The sequence below is a fragment of the Vagococcus carniphilus genome, assembly GCF_014397115.1.
GTDB classification, from domain to species: domain Bacteria; phylum Bacillota; class Bacilli; order Lactobacillales; family Vagococcaceae; genus Vagococcus; species Vagococcus carniphilus.
Genome location: NZ_CP060720.1, coordinates 191445 through 208734 on the forward strand (window position 1 = coordinate 191445; position 17290 = coordinate 208734).

Annotated in this window: 28 protein-coding genes; 26 read left to right on the forward strand and 2 right to left on the reverse strand. The window is 36.8% G+C overall.

All coding sequences use genetic code 11. The annotated features are described in order from the left end of the window. The first annotated feature begins 51 nt into the window (after positions 1 to 51). A complete protein-coding gene (gene brnQ, locus H9L18_RS01025; RefSeq protein ID WP_126796040.1) occupies positions 52 to 1398 on the forward strand; it encodes a branched-chain amino acid transport system II carrier protein in 1347 nt (448 codons plus the stop codon). An 18-nt stretch (positions 1399 to 1416) separates the two neighbouring features. Here the strand turns inward: brnQ and gpmA are convergent, their stop codons facing one another. After that, a complete protein-coding gene (gene gpmA, locus H9L18_RS01030; RefSeq protein WP_126796038.1) occupies positions 1417 to 2103 on the reverse strand; it encodes a 2,3-diphosphoglycerate-dependent phosphoglycerate mutase in 687 nt (228 codons plus the stop codon). Positions 2104 to 2122: 19 nt separating this feature from the next. Further along, entirely contained in the window at positions 2123 to 2803 is a 681-nt protein-coding gene (gene rpiA, locus H9L18_RS01035) for a ribose-5-phosphate isomerase RpiA (RefSeq protein ID WP_126796036.1), read from the reverse strand. Positions 2804 to 3083: 280 nt separating this feature from the next. On the opposite strand from rpiA, the gene rpsL reads away from it, so the two are divergent. The 25 genes from rpsL to rpmD all read left to right on the forward strand — a co-directional run bounded on the left by rpsL (position 3084) and on the right by rpmD (position 17250). Then, positions 3084 to 3497, forward strand: a complete 414-nt coding sequence (rpsL, locus tag H9L18_RS01040; RefSeq protein WP_126796035.1) for a 30S ribosomal protein S12 — start codon at positions 3084 to 3086, stop codon at positions 3495 to 3497. Positions 3498 to 3545: 48 nt separating this feature from the next. Continuing rightward, on the forward strand, positions 3546 to 4016 hold the full coding sequence (rpsG, locus tag H9L18_RS01045; protein ID WP_126796034.1) for a 30S ribosomal protein S7: 471 nt from the start codon (positions 3546 to 3548) through the stop codon (positions 4014 to 4016). Between the two features lie 86 nt (positions 4017 to 4102). Next, positions 4103 to 6190: an elongation factor G gene (gene fusA, locus H9L18_RS01050; RefSeq protein WP_126796031.1), complete on the forward strand. Its 2088-nt coding sequence runs from the start codon at positions 4103 to 4105 to the stop codon at positions 6188 to 6190. 124 nt (positions 6191 to 6314) lie between these two features. Continuing rightward, entirely contained in the window at positions 6315 to 7502 is a 1188-nt protein-coding gene (gene tuf / locus H9L18_RS01055; protein ID WP_126796029.1) for an elongation factor Tu, read from the forward strand. A 155-nt stretch (positions 7503 to 7657) separates the two neighbouring features. Beyond that, positions 7658 to 8368 carry a hypothetical protein gene (locus tag H9L18_RS01060; protein ID WP_126796027.1) on the forward strand — a complete coding sequence of 237 codons (711 nt, stop codon included), beginning with the start codon at positions 7658 to 7660 and terminating at the stop codon, positions 8366 to 8368. Positions 8369 to 8588: 220 nt separating this feature from the next. After that, the gene (gene rpsJ, locus H9L18_RS01065) at positions 8589 to 8897 is read left to right on the forward strand and encodes a 30S ribosomal protein S10 (RefSeq protein WP_126796025.1); all 309 of its coding nucleotides are present in this window, start codon (positions 8589 to 8591) and stop codon (positions 8895 to 8897) included. Positions 8898 to 8917: 20 nt separating this feature from the next. Next, positions 8918 to 9553 (forward strand): 50S ribosomal protein L3, encoded by a 636-nt coding sequence (gene rplC, locus H9L18_RS01070; RefSeq protein WP_126796023.1) that lies wholly within the window; start codon positions 8918 to 8920, stop codon positions 9551 to 9553. A gap of 24 nt (positions 9554 to 9577) precedes the next feature. Next, positions 9578 to 10201, forward strand: a complete 624-nt coding sequence (rplD, locus tag H9L18_RS01075; protein ID WP_126796021.1) for a 50S ribosomal protein L4 — start codon at positions 9578 to 9580, stop codon at positions 10199 to 10201. After that, positions 10201 to 10488: a 50S ribosomal protein L23 gene (gene rplW / locus H9L18_RS01080; protein WP_126796019.1), complete on the forward strand. Its 288-nt coding sequence runs from the start codon at positions 10201 to 10203 to the stop codon at positions 10486 to 10488. The genes rplD and rplW overlap by 1 nt, the downstream gene beginning before the upstream one ends. Before the next feature lie 32 nt (positions 10489 to 10520). After that, positions 10521 to 11354: a 50S ribosomal protein L2 gene (gene rplB / locus H9L18_RS01085; RefSeq protein WP_126796017.1), complete on the forward strand. Its 834-nt coding sequence runs from the start codon at positions 10521 to 10523 to the stop codon at positions 11352 to 11354. A 45-nt stretch (positions 11355 to 11399) separates the two neighbouring features. Continuing rightward, positions 11400 to 11678 carry a 30S ribosomal protein S19 gene (rpsS, locus tag H9L18_RS01090; RefSeq protein ID WP_126796015.1) on the forward strand — a complete coding sequence of 93 codons (279 nt, stop codon included), beginning with the start codon at positions 11400 to 11402 and terminating at the stop codon, positions 11676 to 11678. Between the two features lie 18 nt (positions 11679 to 11696). Next, positions 11697 to 12044, forward strand: a complete 348-nt coding sequence (gene rplV / locus H9L18_RS01095; protein WP_126796013.1) for a 50S ribosomal protein L22 — start codon at positions 11697 to 11699, stop codon at positions 12042 to 12044. Positions 12045 to 12057: 13 nt separating this feature from the next. Continuing rightward, complete coding sequence (gene rpsC / locus H9L18_RS01100; protein WP_126796011.1) at positions 12058 to 12714, forward strand: 30S ribosomal protein S3; 657 nt, start codon at positions 12058 to 12060, stop codon at positions 12712 to 12714. 2 nt (positions 12715 to 12716) lie between these two features. Beyond that, complete coding sequence (gene rplP, locus H9L18_RS01105) at positions 12717 to 13151, forward strand: 50S ribosomal protein L16 (RefSeq protein ID WP_126796009.1); 435 nt, start codon at positions 12717 to 12719, stop codon at positions 13149 to 13151. Next, positions 13141 to 13332: a 50S ribosomal protein L29 gene (rpmC, locus tag H9L18_RS01110; protein WP_086340792.1), complete on the forward strand. Its 192-nt coding sequence runs from the start codon at positions 13141 to 13143 to the stop codon at positions 13330 to 13332. Before rplP ends, rpmC begins: the two co-directional genes overlap by 11 nt. A gap of 23 nt (positions 13333 to 13355) precedes the next feature. Further along, positions 13356 to 13622 carry a 30S ribosomal protein S17 gene (gene rpsQ, locus H9L18_RS01115; protein WP_126796007.1) on the forward strand — a complete coding sequence of 89 codons (267 nt, stop codon included), beginning with the start codon at positions 13356 to 13358 and terminating at the stop codon, positions 13620 to 13622. Between the two features lie 48 nt (positions 13623 to 13670). Then, the gene (gene rplN / locus H9L18_RS01120) at positions 13671 to 14039 is read left to right on the forward strand and encodes a 50S ribosomal protein L14 (protein WP_126796005.1); all 369 of its coding nucleotides are present in this window, start codon (positions 13671 to 13673) and stop codon (positions 14037 to 14039) included. Between the two features lie 34 nt (positions 14040 to 14073). Continuing rightward, complete coding sequence (gene rplX, locus H9L18_RS01125) at positions 14074 to 14385, forward strand: 50S ribosomal protein L24 (RefSeq protein WP_126796003.1); 312 nt, start codon at positions 14074 to 14076, stop codon at positions 14383 to 14385. 26 nt (positions 14386 to 14411) lie between these two features. After that, entirely contained in the window at positions 14412 to 14951 is a 540-nt protein-coding gene (gene rplE, locus H9L18_RS01130; protein WP_126796001.1) for a 50S ribosomal protein L5, read from the forward strand. An 18-nt stretch (positions 14952 to 14969) separates the two neighbouring features. After that, on the forward strand, positions 14970 to 15155 hold the full coding sequence (locus H9L18_RS01135; protein WP_010754753.1) for a type Z 30S ribosomal protein S14: 186 nt from the start codon (positions 14970 to 14972) through the stop codon (positions 15153 to 15155). A 34-nt stretch (positions 15156 to 15189) separates the two neighbouring features. Then, positions 15190 to 15588 (forward strand): 30S ribosomal protein S8, encoded by a 399-nt coding sequence (rpsH, locus tag H9L18_RS01140; RefSeq protein WP_126795999.1) that lies wholly within the window; start codon positions 15190 to 15192, stop codon positions 15586 to 15588. A gap of 29 nt (positions 15589 to 15617) precedes the next feature. Next, positions 15618 to 16154: a 50S ribosomal protein L6 gene (gene rplF, locus H9L18_RS01145; RefSeq protein WP_126795997.1), complete on the forward strand. Its 537-nt coding sequence runs from the start codon at positions 15618 to 15620 to the stop codon at positions 16152 to 16154. 27 nt (positions 16155 to 16181) lie between these two features. Further along, on the forward strand, positions 16182 to 16538 hold the full coding sequence (gene rplR / locus H9L18_RS01150) for a 50S ribosomal protein L18 (RefSeq protein WP_126795995.1): 357 nt from the start codon (positions 16182 to 16184) through the stop codon (positions 16536 to 16538). 20 nt (positions 16539 to 16558) lie between these two features. Next, on the forward strand, positions 16559 to 17059 hold the full coding sequence (gene rpsE / locus H9L18_RS01155) for a 30S ribosomal protein S5 (protein ID WP_126795993.1): 501 nt from the start codon (positions 16559 to 16561) through the stop codon (positions 17057 to 17059). An 11-nt stretch (positions 17060 to 17070) separates the two neighbouring features. After that, positions 17071 to 17250 (forward strand): 50S ribosomal protein L30, encoded by a 180-nt coding sequence (rpmD, locus tag H9L18_RS01160; RefSeq protein WP_126795991.1) that lies wholly within the window; start codon positions 17071 to 17073, stop codon positions 17248 to 17250. The last annotated feature ends 40 nt before the right edge of the window (positions 17251 to 17290 follow it).

Below are 17290 nucleotides of genomic sequence, written 5' to 3' on the forward strand. Positions count from 1 at the left end.
CAATTTTAAGCTTTTTTTCTTTTATTTAAAGAAAAAAGGAGTGTTGGTTGAATGAAAAAGCGACTTGAATTAAAAGAAAGTCTTTTCATTGGTTCACTTATTTTTGGTTTATTTTTTGGTGCAGGAAATTTGATTTTTCCTATTCAAATGGGACAAGAAGCAGGAGCTAATATTGTAAGTGCAAATCTAGGATTTTTAACTACTGGAATTGGATTACCATTTTTAGGTATCATTGCGTTCGGATTGTCTATGAGTAAGGATTTATGTGAACTTTCGAGCAAGGTGAATAAAAAATATGGAATGATATTTACTAGTGTTTTGTATTTGGTAATAGGGCCTTTTTTTGCGATGCCCCGTTTAGCTAGCACTTCTTTTGAAATTGCGCTAGCCCCTTTTTTACCAGAGTCTAAACAGAAGATGTATCTATTATTTTTTAGTGCTGTTTTCTTTATTATTGTATGGTTTTTTTCACGTAAACCGAGTAAAATTCTAGACTACATTGGGAAATTTTTAACACCATTATTTTTGTTATTATTATTTATTTTATTGGCAATGGCGTTTATATCACCACTGGGTTCTGTTTCATCTGCTGCTGTCCAGCCGGCGTATTCAAATGGAGCTTTTTTTAAAGGTTTTACAGATGGGTATAATACGTTAGATGCTTTAGCAGCACTTGCTTTTGGAATGATAATTATTGAAAATGTTCAAGCTTTGGGGATTAAAGATCCCGTTTTAGTTGCGAAAGAGACAACTAAATCCGGACTATTTGGTATTGTGCTAATGGGAATTATTTACACTCTACTTTCATTTGTTGGAACAATGAGTTTAGGCACATTAAACTTAAATAAAAATGGCGGTATTACTCTTGCCCAAATTGCAGACCATTATTTGGGAACTGTTGGTAGTGTCTTACTAGCGGCAATAGTTATTGTTGCTTGTTTAAAAACAGCTATTGGATTAAGCACTTCTTTTGGAAGAACTTTTAATGAGTTGTATCCGTCTAAATCTTATACATTTTTCACAGTTGGTTGTATTTTGTTGGCAGCTTTAATTGCTAACGTTGGTTTGAATGAAATAATTCAAATTTCAACTCCAGTTTTGATGTTTATTTATCCATTAGCAATGACTTTAATCATAATGGGACTTTGTAGTCAATGGATTGGTGATAAAAAAAGTATTTATCAATATGTTACTTATTTTACAATGATTGCTTCGTTTTTTGATGCGTTAAATAGTTTGCCTAAAAATATTAAGGATTCTAATATAGTGTCATCATTACTAGGCTTTGCTAGAGAGTTTGTTCCATTCTTTAATATTGGAATGGGTTGGATTACCGTTGCGATTCTAGGTCTTATTGTCGGACTATTGGTCGATAAAAAAAGGAGATTATCCGTTTAAGGGATAGTCTCCTTTTTCTTATAAATAATATTTTTTTATTAAAGATAGATCATCATTTAGTTCGTAAACAAGAGGTTGTCCTGTTGGAATTTCTAAAGCCATGATATCGTCATCTGAAATTCCCTCAATATGTTTAGCAAGTGCTCTAAGTGAATTTCCATGAGCTGCAACAAGAACTGTTTCTCCTTTTAACAAGGATGGAGCGATTTCGTCTTCCCAAAAAGGGAGAGCCCTCTCTAAAGTAACTTTTAGATTTTCGCCTCCTGGAATACTTCTTTTATCAAGATGTGAGTATTTAAGTTCTTTTGTTGCTGATTTTGGATCATCTTCACTAATTAGTGGAGGTAAAGTATCATAAGAGCGACGCCATTGTTGAACTTGATCAGCTCCATACTTATCAGCTGTCTCCTTTTTATTCAATCCTTGGAGAGCTCCGTAATGACGTTCATTTAATCGCCAAGATTTTATTTCAGGAATCCAAAGTTGATTGGATTCTTCCAGAACAAAATGGCAAGTTTTGATAGCACGTTTTAAATAAGACGTGTAGGCAACATCAAAATAAATATTTGCTTGTTTAATTTTTTTCCCAGCTTCTTTTGCTTCTTCAATTCCTTTGTCACTTAAATCGACATCTTCCCATCCAGTAAATAAATTAAGAGCATTCCACTCACTTAATCCATGTCGTACAAAAACTAATTTTTTCATGTAATCCATCCTTTCTAGGTTATCTAGACACTTCGATGGTTTTAACGCCACTTTCAGAGGTGCCTATGATGACACGTGTCGTGATATCCAAGAACAAGCCGTGTTCGACAACGCCAACTTGGTGGTCAAGCCATGTAGCTAGCTCTTTTGGATCATTTATTTCTTTTAAATACAAGTCAATAATATAATTTTTACTGTCAGTTAGCAAAGGATTACCATCGGCAGTAGTTCTGATTTTAGGATTTAACTCTTTTTTAGTAAATAGTCTAAGTAGTTGATCGCTTCCATATGGAATAACTTCAACAGGTAGTGGGAAAGCACCTAACTTTTCAACCATTTTTGACTCGTCTACAATCCAAATGTTTTCATTAGAATAAGTTGCAACTATTTTTTCAAAAAGAAGAGCAGCACCGCCTCCCTTTGTTCCTTGGTAGTCAGCAGAGATTTCGTCTGCTCCATCAATTGTAATATCTACATGATCGACCTCATCAATACTTTTTAAAGGAATACCTAAAGCGCGAGCTTGTTCTTCTGTAGCGTGTGAAGTTGTCACCCCTACAATATTTAGACCTTCTTCTTTCATTCGTCGTCCGATTTCTTCAACCATAAAGTAAGCAGTTGATCCAGTTCCAAGACCTACCGTCATTCCATCTTTAATGTACTTTGCAGATTCAATCCCAACTAATTGTTTTAAGTTCATGTTAAGCCTCCAAAATTATATTTGTTATCAAGATAATTGTAATCATAACCAATCGAAAAAGAAAGGGAGAAACTTAGAAAAAAATATAAAAAGGGTATTGACTAATTTTGTTTTTTTGTGCTATAGTTACAAAGGTGCTTGGGACAGGTCTCATGGAGACGTGCTGACTGTAAAAGAGCGCAATGTCAATGCAGGAATTCTTGCATTAATTTTTTAAATCAAAAAAAGAACCACCTGGATGTGTGGGTCTATAAAAAGTTTTAAGGAAGGAGGAACTATCATGCCTACAATTAATCAATTGGTACGTAAGTCTCGTAAATCTAAAATGACTAAATCTGACTCTCCTGCTTTAGGAAAGAGTTATAATAGTTTCAAAAAATCTCAAACAAATGTGAACTCTCCACAAAAACGTGGTGTTTGTACACGTGTTGGGACTATGACACCTAAAAAACCTAACTCTGCGTTACGTAAATATGCCCGTGTTCGTTTGTCAAACTTAATTGAAGTGACAGCTTACATTCCTGGTATTGGACATAACTTGCAAGAGCATAGTGTTGTTTTAATCCGTGGTGGACGTGTGAAAGACTTACCTGGGGTACGTTATCATATCGTTCGTGGTGCTTTAGATACTGCTGGTGTTACAGATCGTAAACAAAGCCGTTCTAAATACGGAACTAAAAAACCTAAAAAATAATTCAAATTAAATTGATGATAAAAAAATTCTTGGAAGGAGGAGTTACACATGCCTCGAAAAGGTCCTGTTACAAAACGTGATGTTTTACCAGATCCGATTTATAATTCTAAATTAGTTACTCGTTTAATCAACCGTGTGATGATTGATGGTAAGCGTGGTGTTGCTTCAAGCATTATTTATGATGCATTTGATATTATTAAAGAATCTACAGGGAACGATCCATTAGAAGTTTTCGAACAAGCTATGGAAAATGTTATGCCTGTTCTTGAAGTTAAAGCTCGCCGTGTTGGTGGTTCTAACTACCAAGTACCAGTTGAAGTTCGCCCAGAGCGTCGTTCAACATTAGGCTTACGTTGGTTAGTAAATTACTCTCGTTTACGCGGAGAGCATACTATGGAACAACGTTTAGCTAAAGAAATCATGGATGCAGCTAACAACTCAGGCGCTTCTGTTAAAAAACGTGAAGATGTCCATAAAATGGCTGAAGCCAACAGAGCATTCGCTCACTACCGTTGGTAAAATCCTCTTAGCCAGTTAATACTAATTAACTGGCAAGTGAATGTATATAACTACGAACTACAATAAGAGAGGAGAAATATTTTAAGATGGCAAGAGAATTTTCGTTAGAAAACACTCGTAATATCGGTATCATGGCCCATGTTGATGCGGGTAAAACTACAACAACAGAGCGTATCTTGTATTATACTGGTAAAATCCATAAGCTTGGTGAAACTCACGAAGGAGCTTCACAAATGGACTGGATGGAACAAGAGCAAGAACGTGGTATCACAATCACTTCTGCAGCAACAACTGCACAGTGGAAAGGATATCGTGTAAACATTATCGATACACCAGGTCACGTGGATTTCACTATTGAAGTTCAACGTTCACTACGTGTATTAGATGGTGCTGTTACAGTTCTTGATTCACAATCAGGTGTTGAGCCTCAAACTGAAACAGTTTGGCGTCAAGCAACTGACTACAAAGTTCCACGTGTTGTTTTCTGTAATAAAATGGATAAAATTGGTGCAGACTTCTTGTACTCAGTAAAAACTTTACATGATCGTTTACAAGCAAATGCTCATCCAATTCAATTACCAATCGGTTCTGAAGATAACTTCACAGGAATCATTGACTTAATTACAATGAAAGCTGAAATCTATACTAACGATTTAGGAACAGATATCCGTGAGGAAGAAATCCCTGAAGAGTATATGGAACAAGCTATTGAATGGCGTGAAAAATTAGTTGAAGCTGTAGCTGAAACTGATGAAGAATTAATGATGAAATACTTGGATGGAGAGGAAATCTCTATTGAAGAATTGAAAGCAGGAATTCGTCGCGCAACTATTAATGTTGAGTTCTTCCCAGTAATGGCTGGATCTGCCTTTAAAAACAAAGGTGTTCAGTTAATGCTTGATGCAGTTCTTGACTACTTACCTGCTCCAACAGACGTTGAAGCAATTAAAGGTACAGATACTAAAACAGAAGAAGAAACTACACGTCCTTCTGATGATAACGCACCGTTCTCATCATTAGCGTTTAAAGTTATGACTGACCCATTCGTAGGTCGTTTAACATTCTTCCGTGTTTATTCTGGTACTTTAGAAAGTGGTTCATATGTATTGAACGCTTCTAAAGATAAAAAAGAACGTATCGGACGTATCCTACAAATGCATGCGAACAGCCGTGAAGAAATTAATACAGTTTATTCAGGTGATATCGCAGCAGCTGTTGGACTTAAAGATACTACAACAGGTGATACTTTATGTGCTCTTGATGCACCAGTTATCTTGGAATCTATTGAATTCCCAGATCCAGTTATTCAAGTAGCTGTTGAACCTAAATCTAAAGCAGACCAAGATAAAATGGGTGTTGCTTTACAAAAACTTGCTGAAGAAGATCCTTCATTCCGAGTTGAAACAAACGTTGAAACTGGAGAAACAGTTATCTCTGGTATGGGTGAGCTTCACTTAGACGTTTTAGTAGATAGAATGAGACGTGAATTTAGAGTAGACGCTAACGTAGGTGCGCCTCAAGTTTCATACCGTGAAACATTTAGAGCGCCAGTTACTCAAGCTGAAGGTAAATTCGTACGTCAATCAGGTGGTAAAGGACAATACGGTCACGTATGGGTTGAATTTACACCTAACGAAGAAGGAAAAGGCTTTGAATTCGAAAACGCAATCGTTGGTGGTGTGGTTCCTCGTGAATACATTCCAGCAGTTGAAAAAGGATTAGCAGACTCTATGAATAATGGTGTTCTTGCTGGCTATCCATTAGTAGATATTAAAGCAAAACTTTATGATGGTTCATACCATGATGTCGATTCAAATGAAACGGCATTCCGTGTGGCAGCATCTATGGCATTACGTGCCGCAGCTAAGAAAGCTCAACCAGCAATCTTAGAACCAATGATGAAAGTTACTGTAACAGTTCCTGAAGAATATTTAGGAGATATCATGGGACATGTAACAAGTCGTCGTGGACGCGTTGAAGGAATGGAAGCTCATGGAAATTCACAAATTGTTAACGCACTTGTGCCATTAGCTGAAATGTTTGGATATGCAACAACATTACGTTCTGCAACACAAGGACGTGGTACATTTATGATGGTATTTGATCATTACGAAGACGTACCAAAATCTATTCAAGAAGAAATCATCAAGAAAAATGGTGGCTCTGCTGAATAGAATTTACTAGGCATTTGCTTAGAATTCATGTAAAATGAGTAGTTGAAGGAATAAATATTGATTTTATTCCTTCTTCAATATATTATAATAAATGACTTTTATATTTTAGGAGGAATTATACAAAATGGCAAAAGAAAAATTTGACCGTTCGAAATCCCATGTAAACATCGGAACAATCGGACACGTTGACCACGGTAAAACAACATTATCTGCAGCAATCGCTACAGTATTAGCTAAAAATGGTTTCGGTGAAGCTCAAAACTATGCTGATATCGATAACGCTCCAGAAGAAAAAGAACGTGGAATCACAATTAACACATCTCATATCGAGTATGAAACAGCAACTCGTCACTACGCTCATGTGGACTGTCCAGGACATGCGGACTACGTTAAAAACATGATCACTGGTGCTGCTCAAATGGACGGTGCTATCTTAGTAGTATCTGCAGCTGACGGCCCAATGCCACAAACTCGCGAGCATATCTTATTATCTCGTAACGTTGGTGTACCATACATCGTTGTTTTCTTAAACAAAATGGATATGGTTGATGACGAAGAATTATTAGAATTAGTTGAAATGGAAGTTCGTGACTTATTAACAGAATACGACTTCCCAGGCGATGATACTCCAATCGTTGCAGGTTCAGCTCTTAAAGCTTTAGAAGGCGATGCTTCTTACGAAGAAAAAATCTTAGAATTGATGGCTGCAGTTGACGAATATATCCCAACTCCAGAACGTCAAACAGACAAACCATTCATGATGCCAGTTGAGGACGTATTCTCAATCACTGGACGTGGTACTGTTGCTACAGGCCGTGTTGAACGTGGACAAGTACGTGTTGGTGACGAAGTTGAATTAGTTGGTATTGCTGAAGCAACTTCTAAAACAACTGTAACTGGTGTTGAAATGTTCCGTAAATTATTAGATTACGCTGAAGCTGGAGACAACATTGGTGCTTTATTACGTGGGGTAGCTCGTGAAGATATCCAACGTGGACAAGTATTATCAGCTCCAGGATCAATTACACCACATACAAAATTTAATGCGGAAGTTTATGTTTTATCTAAAGAAGAAGGTGGACGTCATACTCCATTCTTCACTAACTACCGCCCACAATTCTATTTCCGTACAACTGACGTAACTGGCGTTTGTCAATTACCAGAAGGTACTGAAATGGTAATGCCTGGTGATAACGTAGCTATGGAAGTGGATTTAATTCACCCAATCGCTATCGAAGAAGGAACTCGTTTCTCAATTCGTGAAGGTGGACGTACTGTTGGTTCAGGCGTTGTAACTTCAATCATCGCATAATTTATTATCTATCAAATATGTATTATATGTTCGGACGTAAGGTTGAAAACGCAAGTTTTCAACCTTTTTTTAATGTAATGTTTTTTTGTCTTGAGAAATATGGTTAGTTAGGGTACCATTATATAATGTAAAATAGTAAAAAGGAGCAATAGTGAATGAACAAAGGAAATAAATTGATCTGGCTTTTTCTTTCGATAGCCTTTGCTGTTGGAGCGATTGTTGTTGGTAGTATGTATGACAATAAGAAAAAAGAAGATTTAGTTAAAGAAGTAGGCGTTGAAGAGGGTTCAAAAGAAATGACTTTATCTTCATTGTATTTTGATAAAAGTAAAGTATTTTTAGCTAAAGGAACAACAGAGCAAAAAATTAATACAATGGAAAAATCAGCGAAGAACGATGAAGACAAAAAAATGGTTAAAGATTTGAAACAAAGAATTGAAATTCAAACAAGATTTAACGATTTATTTGAAGAGCCGGTATTAGTAGGCAATAAATTTAAAGAAAAAGTATCAATGAAAAACGATAACAAAAAAGAAGACATTGATAATCTTGTTAGTGATGCTAGTTCATTAAATAAAAAAGAGGATCCTTTTTATGAAGGTGTCTTAACTTATCTAGCAACAGCAGGTGGCTCAGAAGGAAAAGAAACGACTCATACTGAAAAATCAGGAAACGCACAAAAGGCACAAGAGATAATCAATATGATTATTGTTGATGGAGCAGTACAATCTGATTTTACGTTAGAGCAATATTATGCAGCTAAACAAGAAGTGGATGGACTACCTGAAGGTGCTGAAAAAACTGAATTGATGCAACAAATTACTCAAATTCAAACAGCTTTAACGAATATGGGAATCACCTATTAAAAAAAATAAAAAAACTATTGAAAAAAGCTTGTCATCAGGCTTTTTTTTTAGTATACTTTTAAAAGTGCTGAAATAAAAAAAGTATGTAGGTATCTCAAAGAGATTACTGCGGCGTTGAAACGAGAGGTTGCGACACGCCAGGGAGCATTGCCATGGTGGTGTGTTGGAGATTTTCGTGGAGCTATGTCTACTAACAACAATAGGCGAAGGAGGGAACAAAATGGCAAATCAAAAAATTCGTATCCGTTTAAAAGCGTATGAACATCGTGTATTAGATCAATCTGCAGAGAAAATTGTAGAAACAGCAAAAAGAACAGGGGCTGAAGTTTCTGGACCAATTCCATTACCAACAGACCGTTCAGTGTATACAGTTATCCGCGCGACTCATAAATACAAAGATTCACGCGAACAATTCGAAATGCGTACTCACAAACGTTTAATCGACATCGTGAGTCCAACACCTAAGACAGTTGATGCTTTAATGAAGCTAGACTTGCCAAGCGGTGTAAATATTGAAATTAAATTATAATAAATCATGGAGGTGTACTCATGACTAAAGGAATCTTAGGGAAAAAAGTAGGAATGACACAAGTCTTCACTGAAAATGGTGAGTTAATCCCAGTTACTGTAATTGAAGCAACACCAAACGTTGTTTTACAAGTTAAAACAGTAGAAACTGACGGTTACGAAGCTGTTCAAGTGGGCTTCCAAGATAAACGTGAAGTTTTATCTAACAAACCTGCTAAAGGTCATGTTGCAAAAGCAAATACTGCTCCTAAGCGCTTCATTAAAGAATTCAATGATGTTGAGCTTGGAGAATACGAAGTAGGTAAAGAAATTAAGGTTGATGTATTTCAAGCTGGAGACATCGTTGATGTTACAGGTACGACTAAAGGACATGGTTTCCAAGGGCCAATTAAACGCCATAACCAATCACGTGGACCAATGACACACGGTTCTCGTTACCATCGTGGACCTGGGTCAATGGGTGCTGCATCAGATCCATCACGTGTATTCAAAGGTAAAAAACTTGCAGGACGTATGGGTGGAGATCGTGTAACGATTCAAAACTTAGAAATCGTAAAAGTTGACACTGATAAAAATGTTATTTTAATCAAAGGTAATGTACCTGGCGTTAAAAAATCATTAGTAGAAATAAAAACAGCAGTTAAGGCTGCTAAATAATTGCGGGAGAGGAGGAACTAAAGAATGACATCTGTAGCATTATTTAAACAAGATGGAACTCAAAATGGCGAAGTTACTTTAAACGAAGCAATCTTTGGAATTGAACCAAACGAAAATGTTGTGTTTGATGCAATCATCATGCAACGTGCTTCATTAAGACAAGGAACTCACGCTGTTAAAAATCGTAGCGCAGTACGCGGTGGTGGACGTAAACCATGGCGTCAAAAAGGAACTGGTCGTGCACGTCAAGGATCTATCCGCTCACCACAATGGCGCGGAGGTGGTATCGTCTTTGGACCTACACCACGTTCATATAGCTACAAATTACCTAAAAAAGTTCGTCGTTTAGCAATTAAATCAGTATTATCTGAAAAAGTTGCTGAGAACAAATTGGTTGTTGTTGAAGGATTATCATTTGACGCACCAAAAACAAAAGAATTTAAAGAAGTTTTAACTAACTTAAACGTAGATACAAAGGTATTAGTTGTTTTAGAAAGTGGCAATGATTTTGCAGCATTATCAGGACGTAACTTACCAAACGTTTCAATCGTTGAATCAGATAACGTAAGTGTTCTTGATGTAGTATCAGCTGACAAAATGTTAATCACTAAAACAGCTCTGACTCAAGTAGAGGAGGTGCTTGCATAATGGAATTAATCGATGTAATCAAACGCCCAGTTATTACAGAAATGTCTGTAGAAGCAATGGACGAAAAAAAATACACGTTTGAAGTGGACACAAGAGCCAACAAAACATTAGTTAAGCAAGCTGTAGAAGCTGTTTTCGACGTAAAAGTTAAAAAAGTGAATATCATGAACGTAAAACCGAAATTCAAGAGAATGGGTAAATACGCTGGATACACTAAAAAACGTCGTAAAGCTATCGTACAATTAACAGAAGACTCAAAAGAAATTCAAATTTTTGATGCTGAATAATTCAGACATCAACTAAAGTAGGAGGGAATCACGTGGCGATTAAAAAGTACAAACCTACCACAAATGGTCGTCGTAACATGACTGGTTCAGATTTTGCTGAAATCACAACTTCAACACCAGAAAAAACTTTGTTACAACCATTGAAAAAAAACGCTGGACGTAACAACCAAGGTAAAATTACTGTTCGTCATCAAGCGGGTGGACACAAACGCCAATATCGTTTGATCGATTTCAAGCGTAATAAAGATAATGTGGTCGGAACTGTTAAAACAGTTGAATATGATCCAAATAGATCTGCTAATATTGCATTGATTCATTACACTGATGGAGTTAAAGCTTATATCTTAGCACCAAAAGGTATTAAGGTTGGAGATGTAATCGAATCAGGCGAAAATGCTGATATCAAAATTGGTAATGCATTACCATTAAACAACATTCCAGTGGGTACAGTTATCCATAACATCGAATTAAAACCTGGAAAAGGTGGACAATTAATTCGTTCTGCTGGTACAAGTGCACAAGTACTTGGTAACGAAGGTAAATATACATTAGTTCGTTTGAACTCAGGCGAAGTTCGTATGATTTTAGGAACTTGTCGTGCAACAATCGGTACTGTTGGTAATGAACAACACGAATTAATCAACAGTGGTAAAGCTGGACGTAGTCGTTGGTTAGGTAAACGCCCAACAGTACGTGGTAGCGTAATGAACCCTAACGATCACCCACACGGTGGTGGTGAAGGTAAAGCACCAATCGGACGTCCATCACCAATGAGTCCATGGGGCAAACCAACACTTGGATACAAAACACGTAGTAAAAAAGCAAAATCTGACAAACTTATCGTTCGTCGTCGTAAAACTAAATAAATATAAACTCTATAAAGAGTTTGAAATCTTGAGAGGAGGTTCACCATGGGTCGCAGCTTAAAAAAAGGACCTTTTGTAGATGAACACTTAATGAATAAAGTGGAAGCTCAAAAAGATCTTTCAAAGAAAAAAGTTATTAAAACATGGTCTCGACGTTCAACAATTTTCCCTAACTTCATAGGATATACCATCGCAGTTTATGATGGTAGAAAACATGTACCTGTTTATATCCAAGAAGATATGGTAGGACATAAATTGGGTGAATTTGCACCAACAAGAACTTATCGTGGTCATGCTAATGACGACAAGAAAACAAAACGCTAATTGAGGGAGGCAACGAACATGACAGAAAGAATTACTTCAGCAAAAGCAACTGCTAAAACAATTCGCGTTTCACCTCGTAAATCAAGATTAGTGATTGACTTAATTAGAGGTAAAAGCGTTGGTGAAGCTGTTTCAATTTTGAAATTCTCACCAAATAAAGCAGCTGGTATAATCGAAAAAGTATTATTATCAGCTATTGCAAATGCAGAAAATAATTTTGACTTAGATGTTGAAGATTTAGTTGTATCAGAAGCTTTTGTTAACGAAGGACCAACAATGAAACGTTTCCGTCCTCGTGCAAAAGGATCTGCTTCACCAATCAACAAACGTACAAGTCACATTACAGTAGTAGTATCAGAAAGATAAGGAGGGACAACTAGTGGGTCAAAAAGTACATCCAATTGGAATGCGTGTCGGAGTCATCCGTGACTGGAACGCTAAATGGTATGCAGAAAAAGATTTTGCAGAATACCTACATGAAGATTTAAAAATCCGTAAGTTTATTGCGACTAGATTGGCTGACGCTTCTGTTTCTACCATTGAAATCGAACGTGCTGCAAATCGCGTGAACGTATCAATTCATACTGCTAAACCAGGTATGGTAATTGGTAAAGGTGGATCTGAAGTTGAAGCTTTAAGAAAAGAATTAAACAAATTAACTGGTAAAAGAGTTCACATTAACATTGTTGAAATCAAAAAACCAGATTTAGATGCTAAATTAGTAGGCGAAGGAATCGCACGTCAATTAGAAAATCGTGTGGCATTCCGTCGTGCACAAAAACAAGCTATCCAACGTACTATGAGAGCAGGAGCTCAAGGGATCAAAACTCAAGTTTCTGGTCGTTTAAATGGTGCAGATATGGCTCGTTCTGAAGGTTACTCTGAAGGAACTGTTCCTTTACATACTTTAAGAGCAGACATCGATTATGCTTGGGAAGAAGCAGATACAACATACGGAAAACTAGGAGTTAAAGTGTGGATTTATCGTGGAGAAATTCTTCCAGAAAAGAAAAACACTGAGAAAGGAGGGAAATAATCATGTTAGTACCTAAACGTGTGAAACACCGTCGTGAATTTAGAGGTAAAATGCGTGGTGAAGCTAAAGGTGGTAAAGAAGTATCTTTTGGAGAGTACGGTTTACAAGCTGTAGAATCTCACTGGATTACTAACCGCCAAATTGAAGCTTCTCGTATTGCTATGACTCGTTACATGAAACGTGGTGGGAAAGTATGGATTAAAATTTTCCCTCACAAATCATACACATCAAAAGCTATTGGTGTTCGTATGGGTTCAGGTAAAGGTGCTCCAGAAGGATGGGTTGCTCCAGTAAAACGTGGAAAAATCATGTTTGAAGTTGCAGGCGTACCGGAAGAAGTTGCTCGTGAAGCGTTAAGACTTGCTTCTCACAAATTACCTGTGAAAACAAAAATTGTAAAACGTGAAGAAATGGGTGGTGAATCGAATGAAGGTTAAAGATATCAGAGAATTAACCACTACCGAAATGATCGCTAAAGAAAAAGAATTTAAAGAAGAATTATTCAACTTACGATTCCAATTAGCAACAGGTCAATTAGAAAATACAGCGCGAATTTCTGAAGTTCGTAAATCGATTGCACGCATTAAAACAGTTTTGCGTGAAGAAGCTGCTAAGTAATAGTGGAAGGAGGCCATTTATAGATGACTCAAGAGAGAAATGAACGTAAAGTTTACACTGGACGTGTGGTTTCAGACAAGATGGATAAAACTATCGTCGTTGTTGTAGAAACTAAAAAAGTTCACAAGATTTATGGTAAACGTGTTAAATATTCTAAAAAATATTACGCACATGACGAAAACAACGTTGCTAAAACGGGGGACATCGTTAAAATTATGGAAACTCGTCCATTGTCTGCGAAGAAACGCTTCCGTTTATTAGAAGTTGTTGAAGAAGCAGTAATTATTTAATTCGAATTTTCCTATAAGAAACTGAAAGTTTGAAAGGAGGATACTCAAGTGATCCAACAAGAAAGTCGTATGAAAGTAGCTGATAACTCAGGTGCTCGTGAAGTATTAACTATTAAAGTACTTGGTGGTTCTGGACGTAAAACAGCTAACATCGGTGATATCGTTACTTGTACTGTTAAACAAGCAACACCTGGTGGAGTTGTCAAAAAAGGTGAAGTTGTTAAAGCCGTAATCGTTCGTACTAAATCTGGAGCTCGTCGTCCTGACGGTTCATATATTAAATTTGATGAAAATGCATGTGTGATTATTCGTGATGATAAGAGTCCACGTGGTACTCGTATCTTTGGACCAGTTGCTCGTGAATTACGTGACAACAACTTCATGAAGATAGTCTCACTAGCACCAGAAGTGTTATAATACATACTTATGTTTAAAGGAGGTGCGAAACAAGATGTTCGTTAAAAAAGGCGATAAAGTAAAAATTATCACAGGTAAAGATAAAAACAAAGAGGGAATCGTACTCCAAGCATTTCCGAAAAAAGATCGCGTCATCGTTGAAGGTGTTAACGTAATGAAAAAACACCAAAAACCTAGCGCGACTGCTCCTCAAGGAGGAATTATCGAAATGGAAGCATCTATTCACGTTTCTAATGTAATGGTGATTGATCCGTCAAACGGAGAACCAACACGTGTAGGATATAAAGAGGTAGATGGTAAGAAAGTACGTATTTCTAAGAAAACTGGCGAAGTTTTAGATAAATAAGTCGTGAGGAAGGAGGACAAATCTGAATGAACCGCTTAAAAGAAAAGTATATTAGTGAAGTAACACCTTCATTGATGGAAAAATTTAACTACTCATCAGTAATGCAAACACCAAAAGTTGACAAAATCGTTGTTAACATGGGTGTTGGTGATGCTGTTTCAAATAGTAAAAACCTAGATAAAGCTGTTGAAGAATTAGCTTTAATCACAGGTCAAAAACCAATCATCACAAAAGCTAAGAAATCTATCGCAGGTTTCCGTTTACGTGAAGGTATGCCAATTGGTTGTAAAGTAACTTTACGTGGAGAAAGAATGTACGAATTTTTAGATAAATTAGTATCTGTCTCTTTACCTCGTGTACGTGACTTCCATGGTATCAGTAACAAATCATTTGACGGTCGTGGTAACTATACTTTAGGTGTTAAAGAACAATTAATCTTCCCTGAAGTAGATTACGATTTAGTAGATAAAGTTCGAGGAATGGATATCGTTATCGTTACAACAGCTAACACTGACGAAGAAGGCCGTGAACTATTATCACAACTTGGAATGCCATTCCAAAAATAATTTAAGGAGGCGAACTACGTGGCTAAAAAATCAATGATTGCTAAAAATAAACGTCCTGCAAAATTCTCATCTCAAGAATATACTCGATGTGAACGTTGTGGACGCCCACATTCAGTTTATCGTAAATTCAAACTTTGCCGTATTTGCTTCCGTGAACTTGCCTATAAAGGACAAATTCCCGGCGTGAAGAAAGCAAGCTGGTAAAAAAGTAAACCGCTAAAAGGAGGTAAATAAATCAATGGTGATGACAGATCCAATTGCAGATTTTCTAACTCGTATTCGTAATGCGAACATCGTAAAACACGAATCATTAGAAGTGCCTGCTTCAACAATCAAACTTGAAGTCGCAAAAATCTTACAACGTGAAGGTTTCGTGCGTGACGTAGAATTCATCGAAGATGACAAACAAGGCATCATCCGTGTTTTCTTAAAATATGGTAAAAACGAAGAACGCGTTATTACTAACTTAAAACGTATCTCAAAACCAGGTTTACGTGCTTATGTAAAAGCAAATGAAGTACCTAAAGTATTAAATGGTTTAGGTATCGCTATTATCTCAACTTCAGAAGGTATCTTAACTGATAAAGAAGCTAGAGAGCGTAACATCGGTGGAGAAGTATTAGCATACGTTTGGTAAAAAATATTTAAACGAGGAGGTGTCCTAGAATGAGTCGTATTGGAAATAAACCAGTCGTTATTCCTGCAGGTGTAACTATTGCACAAAACGGAACAACAGTTACTGTTAAAGGACCAAAAGGTGAATTAACTCGTGAGTTTTCACCAAATATCACTTTAAACATTGAAGAAGGCGTTGTGACATTAACACGTCCTAACGATGAAAAAGAAAACAAAACTTTACATGGTACTATGCGTGCTAACTTAAACAACATGGTTGTTGGTGTTAGCGAAGGCTTTTCAAAAGCTTTAGAATTAATCGGGGTTGGATACCGTGCGCAATTACAAGGTAAAAAACTTGTATTAAGCGTTGGTTATTCTCATCCAGTTGAATTCGAAACGCCAGAAGGTATCGAAATCGAAGTTCCTTCAAACACATCTATTATTGTTAAAGGATCTAACAAAGAAGTTGTTGGAGAATTAGCAGCTAATATTCGTGGAACACGTCCACCAGAGCCTTACAAAGGCAAAGGTATTCGCTATGTTGGCGAACACGTAAGACGTAAAGAAGGTAAAACAGGTAAATAATAAATAAAAAAATTCGAGGTGACAAGTGTGATTACAAAACCAGATAAAAATAAAACTCGCCAAAAGAGACATGCTCGCGTGCGTAGTAAAATCTCTGGTACTGCTGAGTGCCCACGCTTGAACGTTTTTCGTTCTAACAAAAACATCTACGCTCAATTAATTGATGACGTAGCGGGTGTGACACTTGCAAGTGCCTCTACTGTAGATAAAGATATCTCAGGAGAAAACAAAACTGAATTAGCAACTGCTGTAGGTACATCAATTGCTAAAAAAGCAACAGAAAAAGGTATTAAAGAAGTAGTCTTTGACCGTGGTGGATACCTTTACCATGGACGTGTAGCTGCGTTAGCTGAAGCAGCACGTGAAAATGGACTAGAATTTTAGGAAAAGGAGGAACACCATTCATGGCTAATATTGATGCTAGACAATTCGATTTAGAAGACCGCGTAGTTGCAATTAACCGCGTTTCTAAAGTTGTTAAAGGTGGACGTCGTTTACGTTTTGCTGCTTTAGTAGTAGTTGGCGACAGAAACGGACATGTTGGATTTGGAACTGGTAAAGCTCAAGAAGTACCAGAAGCAATCCGTAAAGCAGTTGAAGATGCTAAAAAGAACTTAATCGAAGTACCAATGGTAGGTTCAACAATTCCTCACGAAGTTATCGGATCTTTCTGTGGTGGTCGCATTTTAATGAAACCAGCCGTAGCCGGTTCTGGGGTAGCAGCTGGAGGACCAGTTCGTGCCGTACTTGAGTTATCAGGTATTTCAGATATTACAAGTAAATCTTTAGGATCTAATACTCCAGTAAACGTTGTTCGCGCAACAGTTGAAGGATTAAGTAGATTAAAAAAAGCAGAAGAAGTTGCTGAATTAAGAGGCATTTCTGTAGATAAATTAATCGGATAGGAGGACAAAAAATGAGCGAATTAAAAATTACATTAAAACGCAGTATCATTGGACGTCCTCAAAACCAACGTGATACAGTTAAAGCTTTAGGTTTAAACAAATTACACGCAACTGTAATTAAACCTAACAACGTTGCTATTAAAGGCATGGTTAATACTGTTTCACATTTAGTGGACGTAGAAGAAATTTAGAGATACAGAGATTTAAAACTAGTTTAAGGAGGTGCCGAGC